Origin of the sequence: Sedimentitalea sediminis, assembly GCF_042687825.1 — a bacterium.
In the GTDB taxonomy this organism is placed as follows: Bacteria; Pseudomonadota; Alphaproteobacteria; order Rhodobacterales; family Rhodobacteraceae; genus Sedimentitalea.
Window position 1 is genome coordinate 18,306 of sequence record NZ_JBHUQE010000002.1, and the last position, 15,817, is coordinate 34,122.

Consider the following 15,817-nt stretch of genomic DNA (forward strand, 5'->3'; position numbering starts at 1 on the left):
TGTTGCAATCCGTGTGGCGGCCGTCTCGAGGTCCAATTCGCAAGGTCGCCACACACCCCCGGTTTCAAGTCCGATCGCAGAACCGATCCCTCCGGCGGGCGCCCCAACTGATTCTGCATCGCAGCGCCAATGGCAAATCCGCGGGGTCGCAATTGCCCCGGGCCGCTGCGGGCTGCCTGTATTTTCACCGATGTTTTGCGGCGGCGATTAGAAATTAGACATTTCGGCGGGGTCTGAAGGGCGTGGATACCGATTCCGATAGCGCTGTGACCGTGTGGCGGCAAAACCAAGGGCAAGTTCACACCGACGAGGGGCCCGATGACCTGCCACACCGCGATTGCCAACGCTGCGACACCGGCCTGCCAGCCGCGGGCGCGGGGTACGCTGCGGCTCAGCACCAAGCTGTCGGGCAATAGCACGGTGCTGGACGGGCTGCGCCAGGCGGGGGCGCTCAAGGGGCTGTTTCCGCGCGGTGCCGGCGGCGCGCTTCAGGCGGTGACGCTGAACACCGCAGGCGGCATTACCGGTGGCGACCGCCTTTCCGTCGCGATGCGCGCCGCCCCGGGTACCACATTGACCGTGACCACACAGGCCTGCGAACGGATCTATCGGGCGCAGCCGGGCCAGACCGGACATGTGCGCAACCGGGTGCGCATCGCCGATGGGGCGCGGGTCAACTGGCTGCCGCAAGAGACCCTGTTATATGACGGCGGCGCGCTGCGGCGCAGCCTGACGGTCGACATGGCCACCGATGCGTCGCTGCTGTTGGTCGAACCCATGGTCTTTGGCCGCGCGGCGATGGGCGAGACGCTGACCGATATCCGGCTGGACGACCGGATCGAAATCCGCCGCGCCGGTCAACCGCTCTATCTTGATGCACAACGGCTGCAGGGCGACGCCGCTGCACATCTGCGCCGGCCGGTGATCGCCGATAGCGCCGGCGCGATGGTCGCGCTGGTTTTTGTCGCGGCGGCGGCCGCTGCGCATCTGGATGCGGTGCGCGCCGCGCTGCCCGCTACCGGCGGTGCCAGCCTGATCCGCGACGATGTGATGGTGCTGCGCCTGCTGGCCGCAGACAGTTTCGAATTGCGCCAAGTGCTGCTGCCGGTGCTGCAGCGCCTGCTCGGCGGCGACCTCCCCAGATGCTGGATGATATGACATGAACCTGACCCCACGAGAAAAAGACAAGCTGTTGGTGGCGATGGCCGCCGAAATTGCCCGCAAACGCCTGGCACGCGGCGTCAAGCTGAACCACCCCGAGGCCATCGCGCTGATCACCGAAGCGGTGGTCGAAGGCGCGCGCGACGGCCGCTCGGTGGCCGACCTGATGGAGGCCGGCGCAAATGTCGTCGCGGTCGATCAGTGCATGCCGGGCATTTCCGAGATGATCCACGATGTCCAGGTCGAGGCGACCTTTCCCGACGGCACCAAGCTGGTGACCGTTCACAACCCGATCCGCTAGACGCAAAACAGGAGCTTTGCCATGAAACCCGTTCTGACCCTGATCGCCGCCTGCGCCGCAGGCCCCGCACTGGCCCATGATGGCGCGCATCTGCATCCGCATACCGCATCAAATGGCTGGCTTCCGCTGATCCTGGCGGGGCTCGCGATCATTGCGGCAGCCGGGCTGGCCCGGAGGCGCCGGTCGTGATCCCGGGGCAGATCCTGCCCGCCGCGGGCAGTCTGACGCTGAATGCCGGTCGCGCGGTGACCGTTCTGATGGTCGCCAATACCGGCGACCGGCCGGTGCAGGTCGGCAGCCACTATCACTTTGCCGAAACCAACCCGGCGCTGGACTTCGACCGCGCCGCAGCCCTGGGACAGCGGCTGGACATCGCTGCGGGCACGGCCGTGCGATTCGAACCCGGACAACGCCGTGAAATCGCACTGATCCCGCTGGCCGGTGCGCGCCGGGTGTTCGGGTTCAACAACCGGGTGATGGGGGCGCTGGACGCCACCTAGTCCATTCGCGCTTCGGACGCCCGCATCCGATCACCCAAAAACAGCAAGGAGCCGAGAATGCCCGCAACCATTTCCCGAGCCGATTATGCCGCCATGTTCGGTCCCACCACTGGCGATCGCGTGCGTCTGGCCGATACCGATCTGATCATCGAGGTCGAACGCGATCTGACCAGCTATGGCGACGAGGTCAAGTTCGGCGGCGGCAAGGTGATCCGAGATGGCATGGGACAGGCCCAGACCACGCGAAAAGAGGGGGCGGTGGACACGGTCATCACCAATGCGCTGATTGTCGATCACACCGGGATATACAAGGCGGATGTCGGCCTCAGGGATGGACGGATTGCAGGCATCGGCAAGGCCGGCAACCCGGACACGCAACCCGGGGTCGATATCGTCATCGGGCCGGGCACCGAGGCGATCGCGGGCGAGGGGCGGATACTGACGGCGGGCGGGTTTGACAGCCATATTCATTTCATCTGCCCGCAACAGATCGAAGAGGCGCTGCATTCCGGGCTGACGACGATGCTGGGCGGCGGCACCGGTCCGGCGCATGGCACGCTGGCCACGACCTGCACGCCCGGGCCCTGGCATATCGGGCGCATGCTGCAAGCCGCCGATGCCTTTCCGATGAACCTGGCCTTTGCCGGCAAGGGTAATGCCAGCCTGCCCGCAGCACTTGCCGAACAGGTCCTGGGGGGCGCTTGCGCGCTGAAACTGCACGAAGATTGGGGCACCACACCGGCAGCCATCGATTGCTGCCTGTCAGTGGCCGATGATCTGGACGTGCAGGTGATGATCCACACAGACACCCTGAACGAGTCGGGCTTTGTCGAGGACACCGTCGCCGCCATGAAGGGCCGCACCATCCACGCCTTTCACACCGAAGGGGCCGGTGGAGGGCATGCGCCTGATATCATCCGCATCTGCGGCGCGCCGAACGTTCTGCCCTCGTCCACCAACCCGACGCGTCCATTCACGGTAAACACGCTTGAGGAACATCTGGACATGCTGATGGTGTGCCATCACCTGGACAAGTCCATCCCCGAGGATGTGGCCTTTGCCGAAAGCCGCATCCGCCGCGAGACGATCGCGGCCGAGGATATCCTGCACGACATGGGGGCGTTTGCGATCATCGCCTCGGACAGTCAGGCCATGGGGCGGGTCGGCGAGGTGCTGATCCGCACCTGGCAGACCGCCGACAAGATGAAGAAACAGCGCGGGCGGCTGCCCGAGGAAACCGGCGACAACGACAATCTGCGGGTGCGCCGCTATATCGCGAAATACACGATCAACCCGGCCATCGCGCACGGGATTTCCGGCCATATCGGCTCGGTCGAGGCGGGCAAACGCGCCGATCTGGTGCTGTGGGACCCGGCGTTTTTCGGCGTCAAGCCCGAGATGGTGCTGCTGGGCGGCAGTATCGCCATGGCTCAGATGGGCGATCCGAATGCCTCTATTCCGACGCCGCAACCGGTCTATTCGCGACCGATGTTCGCGGCCTTTGGCCGGTCCGTCGAACAATCCTCGGTCAGCTTTGTCAGCGCGGCGGCGCAGGATGCCGGCATCGGCGCGCGTCTGGGGCTGGCCAAGAGCACGCTGTCGGTGGCCGAGACGCGCAGCATCGGCAAGCGCGATCTGGTCCTGAACGACGCTATGCCCGAGATCGAAGTGAATCCCGAGACCTATGAGGTGCGCGCCGACGGTGTTCTGCTGACCTGTCAGCCGGCGGAAACGCTGCCGATGGCGCAACGCTATTTCCTGTTCTGAGAAAAGGCCTTCCCACAAATGCAACATCCCATCTGCCGGCAGATCCACCGGAACGGGCATTGGACCGGCGACAGCAGCCGGGTCATGCTGAACTATGAGCAGCGGTTTCTGCGCCGCATGGTGCTGGAGACCGCGCACAAGCAGCGGTTTCTGGTCGATCTGGCCAAGACGACCTCGCTGGATCACGGCGATGCCTTTGAACTGGAAGACGGCCGTCTGGTCCAGGTGATCGCCGCGGATGAGGACCTGATGCAGATCACCGGCGACGATCTGCTGCGCTATGCCTGGCATATCGGCAACCGTCACACGCCCTGTCAGATCGAGGCCGGGCGTCTGCTGGTACAGCGCAACCACGTGATCCGCGACATGCTCGAACGGATTGGCGCGACGGTCACCGACGTGACTGCGCCTTTTGCGCCCGAGGGCGGTGCCTATGGGCATGGACGGACCCATGGCCACGCCCACTGACGCCGATGTCCTGACCCTGTCCCAGTGGTTCTCGCCGGCCTATCCGGTGGGGGGCTTTGCCTATTCACATGGTCTGGAATGGGCGATCGACAGCGGTGCGGTCACCGATGCCGAACGTGCCGGCAACTGGGTGTGCGATGTCCTGCGCCACGGGGCAGGGTGGAATGACAGCCTGTTTCTGATCGCCGCGTACCGGGCCGGATCGCCCGCCATGGTGGCCAAGGCAGAGGCGCTGTGCCGCGCCACGGCCGCCTCGCGCGAGCGACTGCAGGAAACCTGCCTGCAGGGTCAGGCCTTTTGCCGCATCACCAGCGACATCTGGGGCGGCGGGCTGCACGATCTGACCTATCCGGTGGCGGTGGGACGCGCCGCGCGGCAGTTGAACCTGCCGCTGGAACTGACGGTGCAGATGTATCTGCAGAGCTTTGGCGCCAACCTGGCCGGTGCGGCGATGCGTCTGGTGCCGCTGGGCCAGACCGAGGGGCAGGCGATGATCCGCGATCTGGCGCCGCTGTGCCGCCAGATTGCCGGGCGGGCGCTGCAATCCGGGCTGCAGGATATCGGCAGCACGGTCTTTCTGGCGGATATCGCCGCGATGAGACACGAGACCCAGCAATCAAGGATATTTCGCACATGACACAGATGAACGGCCCGCTGCGGGTGGGCATTGGCGGCCCGGTGGGCGCGGGCAAGACCACGCTGACGGCGGCCTTGTGCCTGGCGATGCGTGACACCCATTCCATCGGGGTGATCACCAATGACATCTATACCCGCGAAGACGCCGAGGCCCTGATGCGGCTGCAGATCCTGCCCGGGGACAGGATCATCGGGGTCGAAACCGGCGGCTGTCCGCACACGGCGATCCGCGAGGATGCCTCGATCAACCTGGGCGCGGTCCACGAGATGGTGACCCGTCATCCCGACGTCGAGATCGTGCTGATCGAAAGCGGCGGCGACAACCTCTCGGCGACGTTCAGTCCCGAACTGGCCGACCTGACGATCTATGTGATCGACGTGGCGGCGGGCGAGGACATTCCGCGCAAGGGCGGGCCGGCGCTGACCCGGTCCGATATTCTGGTGATCAACAAGACCGATCTGGCGCCTCATGTCGGTGCCCGCCTTGAGGTCATGCAACATGACGCGGGCGCAATGCGCGGCGATCGTCCCTTTGTGTTCGCTTCGCTGAAAAACCGGCAGGGGGTCGCGGAAATCGTGGCGCTGATCGCCCGGATCGGCGGTTTGGACATCGGCAGCGACCAGCCTGCCGATCAGACCGTGTTTGCCGAGGTCGCCGGAGCGCGCTGACGCGGGGACGGCTGAACATGACGGGGCCGGATCGTGCCGGCCCATCGGTCCCGCGGCACTTTGTGGCTTGAAATCGCGCGAGGGATCGGTAGTTATAAGGCTATAACCTAAATCCTCTCTCAGCCCCTCTGCGAGCCAGCGATGCCGTCACAGTCCGAAACCCGAACGTCGCATTCCATTACGCGCCCAGATCCACCCCGGCGGCGCTGGGCGCGGCCGGTGGCGGTACTGGCGGCGGTGTTTGGGCTGGCTACGCTGGTCTCGGGCGGCGGGGTTCTTTTCGGCCCCGAGGCGGTGCAGGCGCGGGCGGGCAACTATATGCCCTTTGTCGTCTGGTTCAATTTCCTGGCGGGGACGCTGTATCTGGCCGCCGCTCTGGGTCTGTGGTTGGGTCGCGGATGGACCTTGCCGCTGAGCCGGTGGATCGCGCTGTTGACGGCCGGAGTGGCGCTGATCTTTGCCGTTCAGGTGCTGCGCGGGGCGGCCTTTGAGATGCGCACCGTCGGCGCTTTGATCCTGCGGACCGGGTTCTGGGCTGCCATCGCGCTGGCGCTGGGGTACCGCCGCTCATGAGCCAGCGAAAACCCGCCGCAGACCGCAAGGACGACATACGGGCCGCCACGCTGGCGCTGGCCTTCGAGGTTGGTCCCGACCGGGTGACGACCGGTATGGTCGCGGACCGCCTGGGTCTGACCCAGCCGGCGATCTACAAGCATTTTCCGCGCAAAGAGGATCTGTGGCTGTCGATCACCGAGCATCTCTGCGCGGAGATTACCGGCAATATCGCCCGCGAGACCCGCCATGCCTGTCCGGTCGCGCGCCTGCGCGGGCTGGTTTTGGGGCATCTGCGCCTGGTGCATGCCACCCCGGCCATGCCGGCGATTATGGTCGCGCCCCCCGGGGATGGCGCGCAGAGCCTGGTGCGCTCGGGCATCCGCAACCGGATGGAGGGCTTTTTCGACGCGCTGCTGGCGGCGGTGCGCGCGGCCCAGTCCGAGGGCTGGTTTCGCGCCGAAATCGATGCCCGCGACATCGCCCTGCTGGTTATGGGGGTGGTGCAGAGCCTGGTGCTGCGGCTGCTGATATCGCGCAATCCCGAGGTGCTGCTTAAGGATGCCGACCGTTTGCTGGACCTGCAATTGTCGACTTTCACCCGCCATGGAGAGCGCCCATGAAGATTGGATTCAAACTGGCGCTGGTGACCTTGCCGCTGGCGACCATGGGGGCGGGTTTTCTGGCCTATGTCATCGCGTCGCGCCCGCCGCCGGTGCAGACGCCCCCGAGCGAACGCGCCACCGCGGTGCGGGTGATCGAGGCGCAATCCCGGGCGGTGGCGCCGCGTGTCACCGGTTTCGGTCTGGTCGAGCCGGCGCATGTCTACGAGGCCATCGCGCAGGTCGGCGGCACCGTGGACTATGTCAATCCCGATCTGCGCAAGGGCGCGATCCTGCCCGCCGGGTCGGTGCTGATGCGGCTGTCGCCGGCCGATTTCAACCTGGCGATCGCCCAGGCTCGCGCCAATATCCGGGCTGCCGAGGCGAAACTGGCGGAATTGGCGGTGTCCGAAGAAAACCAGCGCGCGGCACTCGCCATCGAAACCGAGGCGCTGGCGCTGAAGGAAAAGGAACGCGAACGGGTCGAGTCGCTGTTTCAGGGCGGCACCGCTTCGCAGAGCACGCTGGACACGGTCCAGAGCGCGACCCTGGCGCAGCGGCAAAAGGTTCTGACCATCAAAAGTTCGCTCTCGCTGATCCCGACACAGCGTCAGGTCCAGCGCGAGCAGATCGCCGTCTACCGCGCCAATCTGGAAACCGCGGCGTTGAATCTGGCCCGCACCGAACTGACGCTGCCCTTTGCGGCGCGGGTTGCGGCCGCCCCGGTCGAGACCGGGGAATATGTGCGCGCCGGCTATACGGCCGCGGTGCTGGACGGGGTCGAGACCGCCGAGATCGCAGCCCAGGTGCCGCTGCCGGCCTTTCGCACCCTGATGCACCTGACCCGGTCCGATACGGCGGGGATCCTGCCGGATCCGTCGATGCTGACGCGGGTGCTGCGGCAATCGAACCTGTCGGCCGAGGTGCGCCTGTCGCTGGGGCCGGAAACCGTGCGCTGGCCCGCCAGGGTCGACCGGATCAGCGATACGCTGGACCCCAGGACCGGCACGCTGGGGGTGATCGTGCAGGTTGACGATGCCTATGCTATCGCCCGGCCCGGCGACCGTCCGCCGCTGGCCAAGGGCATGTTCGTCGAGGTGGTGCTGACGACTGGCGCCGTGTCCGGCACCGTCATCCCGCGCAGCGCGCTGCGCGATGGCCAGGCGCTGGTGGTCGGCGCCGATAGCCGGCTGGAACTGGTGCCGGTGACGCCGCTGCTGGTGCAGGACGGCATCGCGGTGATCCCGGCACCCGACCTGCAGGGCCGGCAGGTCGTGGTCAGCGATCCCGGACCGATCCTGCCGGGCATGCTGTTGCAGACGACCCCCGACCCGGGGCTGATCGACCGTCTGATCGCCGGGGAACCGGCGCCATGATCCGCTATTTCGCCGGCCATCCCACCGTCGCCAACCTGTTGATGGTGCTGTTTCTGCTGTCCGGGCTGTTCGTCGGCCCGTCGCTGTTGCGCGAGACCTTTCCACGCGCCGCCCCCAACGAGCTGGAAATCACGGTGCCCTATCCGGGCGCGCGTCCCGAGGATGTGGAAAGCACGATCTGCCTGCGTATCGAAAACGCGCTGGATGCGGTCACGGATCTGGAGCGGCACAGTTGCGAAGCGCGCGAAGGATCGGCGCGCTCGGTCGTGCGGATGCGCGAGGGCAGCGATTTTCAGGCCTTTGTTGCCGAAGTGAAATCCGAGATCGACGCCATTGACGACTTTCCCGACCGGGCCGAGATGGCCCGGGTGAAACCGCTGGGCCTGACCGAATTCGTCGCTTCGGTGGCGATCACCGGGCCGCAATCGCGCCCCGATCTTGAAGCCTATGCCGACATTGTCCGTACCCGGATGCTGCACTGGGGCGGCATTCCAAAGGTCGACATCCGGGGCTTTTCAACGCTGGAACTGCAGATCGAACTGCGCCCGGCGGCCTTGCGGCAATTCGGGGTGTCCGTCGCCGATGTGGCGCGCGTGGTCGGACAGGCCAGCCTGGATCTGCCGGCGGGCACTCTGGATTCGACCACCGAAAGCCTGCTGATCCGGATCGTCGAGGAACGCCGCAGCCCGCGCGAACTGGCCGGGCTGATCGTGCGTGCCTCGCCAGAGGGCGGACAGGTCCGGCTGGGCGACATCGCCGACATCACCCGGCGGTTCGATCTGGAAGAGGACAGCATCTGGTTTGACGGCCGGTTGGCGGCGATGCTGGACATCTCAAAGACCCGGGCCGAGGACAGCCTGCGGATCATCGACGCGCTGACCGCCTTTCTGGCCGCCGAACGGGCGCAGGCACCGCCGGGGGTGACGATGACCCTGACGGCGGACGGTGCCTCGGTGGTGCGCGACCGTCTCAGCCTGGTGGTCAGCAACGGCGCCCAAGGGCTGGCGCTGGTCTTTCTGGTGCTGTGGCTGTTCTTCGGATTCCGCTTTTCCTTTTGGGTGGCAATGGGGTTGCCGGTCTCGTTCATGGGCGGCGTGGCGCTGATGGGGCTGGTGGGCTATTCGCTGAACCTCATGACCACCCTGGGTCTGCTGATCGTGATCGGATTGCTGATGGACGATGCCATCGTCATCGCCGAGAACATCGCCCGGCTGCGCGAAAAGGGTCACAGCGCGATCGAGGCCGCCGTCCGCGGCGCGCGGCAGGTCTTTCCCAACGTGCTGGCCTCGTTCGGTACCACGGCGATGATCTTCGGCTCGCTGGCCGTTCTGTCCGGCGATCTGGGGGCGGTTCTGCGGGTAGTGCCGGTGGTCATGCTGTTCGTGCTGTCCGTATCGCTGATCGAGGCGTTTCTGATCCTGCCGCATCACCTGATCCACAGTCTGCAGGCGCCGCGCTCCGAGACCGGGCTGCGCGCCCGGGTCGAGACCGGCCTGGCCGCTGCGCGCGACCGGCTGGTCGGCCCGCTGGTCGATCGCAGCATCCGCTGGCGCTATGGCGTGGCGGGACTGAGCCTCGCCGGGCTTCTGATCTCGGTCAGCATGATCGCCGGCGGTTTTCTCAAGTTCACCGCTTTTCCCGAACTGGACGGCGACACCATCGTGGCGCGGGTGCTGTTGCCGCAGGGAACGCCGCTGGCGCGCACGCAGCAGGTCGTGGACCGGCTGGTGGACGGGCTGGACCGCACCAACGCATCGCTGTCGCCGCAACAACCCGGCGGGGCGGCGCTGGTGCGCCATGTCACGGTGTTTTACGGGGTCAACAGCGATGCATTTGAGAACGGCGCGCATGTGGCGACCGTCAGCGTCGATCTTCTGGCCTCGGATCGGCGGACCCTGCGCCCGGATGCGATCATGCAGGACTGGCGCAACAATGTCGGCCGGGTGCCGGACGTGATCAGCCTGAAATTCGCCGAAAGCCGGATCGGCCCCGCCGGTGTCGCGATCGACATGCGCCTGCGGGGGGACGATCTGCAACAACTGAAATCCGCCGCGATGGAACTGCAGGACTGGATCTGGCGCTATCAGGGGGTGACTTCGGTTCTGGATGACCTGCGCCCCGGAAAGCGCGAACTGCAGATCACCCTGACGGATGCCGCCGGACCGATGGGCATCACCGCGGCCATGGTGGCCGACCAGCTGCGCGCCGCCTATTTTGGCGCCACGATCAGCGAATTGCAGGTGGACGGGCGTACCGTCGAGGTCACCGCGCAGGTGGCCGGCCCGGATCGCACAGGGTTTGCCGGCTTTGACGATTTCCGCATCACCCGGGCAGACGGCGCCCATGTGCCCATCGACATGATCGCCGATATCCGCGTGGGGCGTGGCGTCAGCCGCATCAACCGCGAAGACGGCCGGCGCACGGTTACGGTTCAGGGCACGATCGACACCCGGGTCGCCAATGCCAACGCCATTGTCGGCGACACGCTGGCCCGGTTCGTGCCCGACCTGCTGACGCGGCATCCGGGCCTGTCTCTGGATATCGAAGGCCAGCGCGCCGAGGCCGGCAAGACCCAGAAATCGATGATGAAGGGCTTTGCGATCGGGCTGATCGGCGTGTTCCTGCTGCTCAGCTTTCTGTTTCGGTCCTATGTCGAACCGATCGTCGTCATGCTGGTCATTCCGTTTGCGCTGGCCGGGGCGATCTTTGGCCATATGGCCATGGGTCTGGATTTCTCGATGCCCAGCATGCTGGGATTTGTCGCGCTGGCCGGCGTGGTGGTCAACAACTCGATCCTGCTGGTGGATTTCGTCAAACGCGAACATCAGGCGATGCCCAACGTCGCCGCCGCGGCGGCGCTGGCGGCGCGGGCGCGTTTCCGGGCGATCTTTCTGACCACGACGACGACCACCGCCGGGCTGCTGCCGATCCTGACGGAAACCAACCTGCAGGCGCAAATCCTGATCCCGCTGGTGACCAGCCTGGTCTTTGGTCTGTTGACCGCGAGCCTGGTCGTGCTGTTCGTGCTGCCCGCGGTCTATGCCATTCTGGACGATCTGGGCGTCAGCACGTTGTCCGAGAGACGGTCTGATCAGCCCGGCGCTGCAGCGGATCCGGCGCCGTAAGCTGTTGCTTTGGATTGGGGCAGGTGAGACGAGCTCTGCTCGCAGTGGCCGCAAGGCCGGATGGTCGGACACGGGGCCGGTTTGACTTTTGTCAATCTGTACGCGGGCTGTTTCCAGTATTCCGGCGGCACGCCCCGTCGCAGTGCGATACCAACAAAGTCAGCGGAATGAGACAACCTCCACGCCTCCGCGTCCTGGCATTCTGTTGGGACGCACCGCACAAACCTCTGTTTCTGGCGTCGGTCCTGTGCGCCCTGATGGCGGTCGCATGGTGGCCCCTGGGGGTGCGGCTGGGCGTCCCTGCACCGGCCCTTGATCCCTTGTCCCTGTGGCACGCGCATGAACTTATATTCGGCTTTGGCGGTGCTGCTGTCGGCGGCTACCTGCTGACGGCCTTGCCCAGCTGGACCGGGGCTCCACCGCTGAACCACGCGCCGTTGATGGCCCTGACCGCGATCTGGGTTCTGGCCAGGGCAACAACGGCCCTGGCCGAGCATCTGCCACAGGTGCTGCTGATTGCGGCGAATGCGGGGTATTTTTTCGGCCTCGGTGGGATCATCGGGTATCAGCTCGTTGCGGCGGGGGCCTGTCGGAAACTGGGGTTCTGCCTGATCCTCTTATTGATGGGCGCGCTGGATGGGCTGATCCTGGGCAATCTGGCTAATCGGGAACCGGCGATCGGTGCGCGCCTGTTGGCGGTGGCTCCGATGATCCCGGTGATCCTGATGGTGCTCGTCGGCAGCCGTGCCATCCCGGCCTTTGCGCGAAACTGGCTGTTGCGCACCGGCCAAGCGACGGGGTCGAACGCCCCGGGTCCGGCGTCCGGGCAACCGGCAATCGCGGCAGTGTCGCTTGCGGCCGGTTTTGCCTTTGCCGGGTGGCAGGCTGCAGCGGGCATCGCCGAGGGATGTGCCGCGATCCTGCTGGTTTGGCAGATGCGCCGCTGGCCGATCCGTCGGACCATGACCAACCCGTTGCTGGCGGCGCTGCATCTGGGGTTTTGCTGGCTGCCTGCGGGGCTGGCGCTGTCGGGATGGGCCCGGCTGTTTCCCGGCAGTTACCCGGCGGCCGATGCGGTTCACGCCATCACCATCGGGGCCATGTCCGGCCTGATCATGGCCTTTGCCGCCCGCGCGGCGGCGCATCGCGGCGGGGGCGATCTGCGCGCCCGCTCGGGGTTTCGCGCCGGTTTTCTGCTGCTGTGGTCGGCCACCTGGGTTCGTCTGGCCGTGCCGCTGTTTGCGGATCACTCCGCCGCGCTGACCGGCCTTGCCGGAGTCATCTGGTGCGCCGGATGGGGGCTGTTTCTACCGGGTTTTCTTGCCGGGCTGGCAGGCCCAGTCAGACGTCCGGTCCTGAGCGGCAAGAAACATCCACAGGACATCAGCCATCCCGCAACTTCCACCGCGCGGACTGCGCCGCCAAGCTCAAAGCATGCAGGGCGCCGGTAGGGACTCGCCGTCGTGCACCGTCGCAGTCCCGGCCGCGGTTCGCACCACGGTCCGAGGCGCCCGCTCGCAATCGAGGTAGGGGATTCGCGGAAACCGCCGAAACCGCAATGAAATATGATTGATGGTGCCCCATAGTCAGTCACATGAGACGCCAAGTGATCAATGGGTTACGATGAAAGTGTACCACAAAGAAAGTGAACTGGCGCGGTGGATACCCCCACCCAACGGCACCGAAAATGCCATAACGCGAGCCGGCACATGCAACCGCGGAATTCGGCCTCGATGCGATTGAGCCTACCGGCAGACAATGCATCTCATCAGGCAGAACACCGCCACAACTCTCTTTCTCCAGTAAAAAACGGTCGCCCTATTGATTTCGGTCTTGCGACAGACCTCCGCAGCCGGTGTCCCTTGCGCGCCCTGTTTCAGGATGAAGCCCTCAGTGTTTCCGTGGGTTTCGGTGCATTCATGCGGCTCCGTTTCTCGCCCAACCCTGGAAGCTTCGCGGAAAACTTCGGCTTCAAACAATTCACTCCAAAGGGGCAGAGCCTGGCAGATTGATCCCGACATTCTTGTCCGCGTGCTGCTATTTAGTTCGGGCGCGCGAAATTGCGCGACCAGCGGACCAGAGCATTGGGGTTGAACGGACGGGGAGTGGCGTCGGATGGACATAAATGAATTCGGCAGCTGGCCAGCCAAAAGCCCGCAGAATACTGACGGTATCGCCACCTGCTGTGCGTATCATATGCTGGATGTGGCTGCGGTTGCAGAGGTTCTGCTGCGGCCCCATGCGGGCCTTGCAGCCTTTCGCGACGCCCTTGTTCTGTTGGTCGCGCTCCATGATCTGGGAAAGGTCAGCGACGATTTCCGCAACATGCTCGAACACGGAACTCGGCAGAAGTCCCGACACTGGAAACTGAGCGAAGCGCTGTATTACCTGAATGACGATCTGCTTGGTGCGCAATTGGGCAGTACGCCGCGACCACGCCAAGTGCTGTATGCTGCAGTCGCGGGGCATCACGGAACACCTTCCGAGTTGGCCCTTGGCCCTCTGCCGACCGGCCGCCGCCCGGCACCGGACTTGCACAGGGCGATTTGTGACATAGGCGGTGGGCAAGACGACGCAAGGCGCCATGTCAAAGCGTTTTGCGCACTTTGGCCGGACGCCTCGCTTGGCGAGATATCGCTGGCAGAAGCGCAGCAGTTGAGTTGGTGGCTGTCGGGACTTTGCACCGTAGCGGACTGGATTGGCTCGAATATCGATTGGTTCCCGCCGCGTTTTCCGGATCTTTCGCTCGCTGGCTACCGCGACCTTGCACGGGACCGGGCCGAACGGGCGGTGGCCGAGGCCGGGTTGGGCGGGGTCCTGACCCGGGATGTGGACCTCTACGATTTTTCCCTGCGGCCGATGCAGAAAAAAGCCATGGACATGCCCCTGACCGACGGTCCGATGCTGGCGGTGATCGAGGATGAAACGGGCTCTGGCAAGACCGAAGCCGCGCTGTTGCTTGCGCAGCGAATGCTGCTTGCCGGCAAGGGGCGCGGACTTTACTTCGCGCTGCCGACCATGGCCACGGCGGATGCGATGTTCGCGCGCTCGGTCGAAGTCATGGGACGATTGTTTCAGGAGAACCCGACATTGACGCTGGCGCATGGACGGGCGCGGCTTTCGCAGGATTTTGCGTCCCTGCCGGACTTCGCAGATCTTCGGCCGCATGGCGCGTCCAGCCCCGATGCCGCGACCTGTTCGGACTGGTTGCGCAGTTCTCCACGCCGGGCCCTGTTGGCGGATGTCGGTGTGGGAACCGTGGATCAGGCGCTGCTGGCGACGCTACCGGTCCGGTTTCAGGCCTTGCGCGTCTGGGGGCTGTCTTCGAAGATTTTGATTATTGACGAGGTCCACCAGATGGGCGTGCCCTACATGGCCGCCGAGCTTGAGGCCCTGCTGAAACTGCATCGGGCGCAGGGGGGATCGGCCATTCTGCTCACGGCCACCCTGCCGCTGGACCAGCGCGCGCGACTGTTGGACACCTATGACGGCACAGCCGATGACCCGGCCTATCCGGCACTCACCATCGCCGGTGGAGCCACAGCCGTCGATCTGCCGCAGCAGACTGGCGCGCGTGGCGCGGTCGAGGTCGTGCGCCTTGCACAGCAGAAAGAGGCGGTACGGCTGCTAGCAGAGGCAGCCCGCGCTGGGGCGGCATGTGTCTGGGTGCGCAACGCCGTGGATGATGCGATTGCCGCGGTTGAGGCTCTGCGCGATGCCGGGATCGATGCGGATCTGTTGCATGCCCGCATGGCGCTGTGCGACCGCAAGCACGTCGAAGCCGAGATGCGCATGCGGTTTGGCAAGGACGGTGGCGATCGTGCGGGTCGGATCCTGGTCGGCACGCAAGTACTGGAATCCTCGCTGGATCTGGATTTTGACGTGATGGTCAGCGACCTCGCACCGATGGCTTCGCTGATCCAGCGGGCAGGGCGGCTCTGGCGGCATATGGATCACCGGCCCGCCGCGGTGCGACCCGTCAAGGCTCCCGTGCTTTATGTGTTGTCTCCGGACCCCGGGCACGTCGAAGATGCGCGTTGGCTGCACGGCACGCTGGATCGCGGCGCCTATGTCTATCCCGTCAGCGAGACTTGGCGCACCGCGCGCGTGCTGTTTGACGCCAACCGGATCGTTGCACCGTCGGGACTGCGGGCGTTGATCGAGGCTGTGCATGGGGCAGAAGCAATAGACCTGCCCGAAACATTGCAGACCGCCGAGTTTGAAGATTTCGGCAAGCGGGCCGCGGAAAGGGGGCACGCCGCGCAAAATATCGTCGATTTTGCATCCGGTTATCGGGTTGCGGGGCGCGGCGATGACGACACCGATTATCCGACCCGGCTGGGCGAGCCACAGCGGATACTGGTCCTGGCCCGTTCTGAGGGCGGGAAACTGCACCCCTGGTCGCGCGGCAATAGTCTTGAAGAATGGGCGCTTTCGGAGGTCTCCGCCCGGCGATCCCTGCTTGACGCTTTGCCGCTGCCGGATCAGCAGGCGCCAGAGATCCAGAGCGTCACGGCGGACTGGCCCGACTGGAAACGCCGCGAGATGCGTCTGTGCCCGGTGGAACGGGACGGGCGGATTTGTGACGGGTTGCATTACGGCCAGCGGCGGGGCCTTCAATTCAGGCGGCAATAACCGTCAAATTGCAAATTTTTGCCGT

15 protein-coding genes are annotated in these 15,817 nt (G+C 65.4%); all 15 read left to right on the forward strand.

Features of this window, described 5'->3' with window-relative positions; genetic code table 11:
• Positions 1–318 precede the first annotated feature (318 nt).
• The 15 genes from ACFMPD_RS01820 to cas3 all read left to right on the forward strand — a co-directional run bounded on the left by ACFMPD_RS01820 (position 319) and on the right by cas3 (position 15,792).
• Positions 319–1,158, forward strand: a complete 840-nt coding sequence (locus tag ACFMPD_RS01820) for an urease accessory protein UreD (RefSeq protein ID WP_380991142.1) — start codon at positions 319–321, stop codon at positions 1,156–1,158.
• Position 1,159: 1 nt separating this feature from the next.
• Positions 1,160–1,462: an urease subunit gamma gene (locus tag ACFMPD_RS01825; RefSeq protein WP_380991145.1), complete on the forward strand. Its 303-nt coding sequence runs from the start codon at positions 1,160–1,162 to the stop codon at positions 1,460–1,462.
• 21 nt (positions 1,463–1,483) lie between these two features.
• On the forward strand, positions 1,484–1,651 hold the full coding sequence (locus tag ACFMPD_RS01830) for an LPXTG cell wall anchor domain-containing protein (protein WP_380991148.1): 168 nt from the start codon (positions 1,484–1,486) through the stop codon (positions 1,649–1,651).
• Entirely contained in the window at positions 1,648–1,962 is a 315-nt protein-coding gene (locus tag ACFMPD_RS01835) for an urease subunit beta (protein ID WP_380991150.1), read from the forward strand. The genes ACFMPD_RS01830 and ACFMPD_RS01835 overlap by 4 nt, the downstream gene beginning before the upstream one ends.
• A gap of 57 nt (positions 1,963–2,019) precedes the next feature.
• Positions 2,020–3,729, forward strand: a complete 1,710-nt coding sequence (gene ureC / locus ACFMPD_RS01840) for an urease subunit alpha (RefSeq protein ID WP_380991153.1) — start codon at positions 2,020–2,022, stop codon at positions 3,727–3,729.
• Positions 3,730–3,747: 18 nt separating this feature from the next.
• Positions 3,748–4,197 (forward strand): urease accessory protein UreE, encoded by a 450-nt coding sequence (locus ACFMPD_RS01845; protein WP_380991155.1) that lies wholly within the window; start codon positions 3,748–3,750, stop codon positions 4,195–4,197.
• Positions 4,181–4,834 (forward strand): urease accessory protein UreF, encoded by a 654-nt coding sequence (locus ACFMPD_RS01850; RefSeq protein WP_380991158.1) that lies wholly within the window; start codon positions 4,181–4,183, stop codon positions 4,832–4,834. The genes ACFMPD_RS01845 and ACFMPD_RS01850 overlap by 17 nt, the downstream gene beginning before the upstream one ends.
• Positions 4,831–5,502: an urease accessory protein UreG gene (gene ureG / locus ACFMPD_RS01855; RefSeq protein WP_380991161.1), complete on the forward strand. Its 672-nt coding sequence runs from the start codon at positions 4,831–4,833 to the stop codon at positions 5,500–5,502. The genes ACFMPD_RS01850 and ureG overlap by 4 nt, the downstream gene beginning before the upstream one ends.
• A 219-nt stretch (positions 5,503–5,721) precedes the next feature.
• Positions 5,722–6,075, forward strand: coding sequence for a hypothetical protein (locus ACFMPD_RS01860; RefSeq protein WP_380991164.1), 354 nt, complete (start codon positions 5,722–5,724; stop codon positions 6,073–6,075).
• Positions 6,072–6,677, forward strand: a complete 606-nt coding sequence (locus ACFMPD_RS01865) for a TetR/AcrR family transcriptional regulator (protein WP_380991167.1) — start codon at positions 6,072–6,074, stop codon at positions 6,675–6,677. The genes ACFMPD_RS01860 and ACFMPD_RS01865 overlap by 4 nt, the downstream gene beginning before the upstream one ends.
• Positions 6,674–8,032 (forward strand): efflux RND transporter periplasmic adaptor subunit, encoded by a 1,359-nt coding sequence (locus ACFMPD_RS01870; RefSeq protein ID WP_380991170.1) that lies wholly within the window; start codon positions 6,674–6,676, stop codon positions 8,030–8,032. Before ACFMPD_RS01865 ends, ACFMPD_RS01870 begins: the two co-directional genes overlap by 4 nt.
• Positions 8,029–11,157: an efflux RND transporter permease subunit gene (locus ACFMPD_RS01875; protein ID WP_380991172.1), complete on the forward strand. Its 3,129-nt coding sequence runs from the start codon at positions 8,029–8,031 to the stop codon at positions 11,155–11,157. Before ACFMPD_RS01870 ends, ACFMPD_RS01875 begins: the two co-directional genes overlap by 4 nt.
• A 167-nt stretch (positions 11,158–11,324) precedes the next feature.
• Complete coding sequence (locus ACFMPD_RS01880) at positions 11,325–12,608, forward strand: NnrS family protein (protein WP_380991175.1); 1,284 nt, start codon at positions 11,325–11,327, stop codon at positions 12,606–12,608.
• Positions 12,609–12,896: 288 nt separating this feature from the next.
• Positions 12,897–13,169: a hypothetical protein gene (locus ACFMPD_RS01885; RefSeq protein WP_380991177.1), complete on the forward strand. Its 273-nt coding sequence runs from the start codon at positions 12,897–12,899 to the stop codon at positions 13,167–13,169.
• A gap of 103 nt (positions 13,170–13,272) precedes the next feature.
• Positions 13,273–15,792 (forward strand): CRISPR-associated helicase Cas3', encoded by a 2,520-nt coding sequence (cas3, locus tag ACFMPD_RS01890; protein ID WP_380991180.1) that lies wholly within the window; start codon positions 13,273–13,275, stop codon positions 15,790–15,792.
• Positions 15,793–15,817 lie beyond the last annotated feature (25 nt).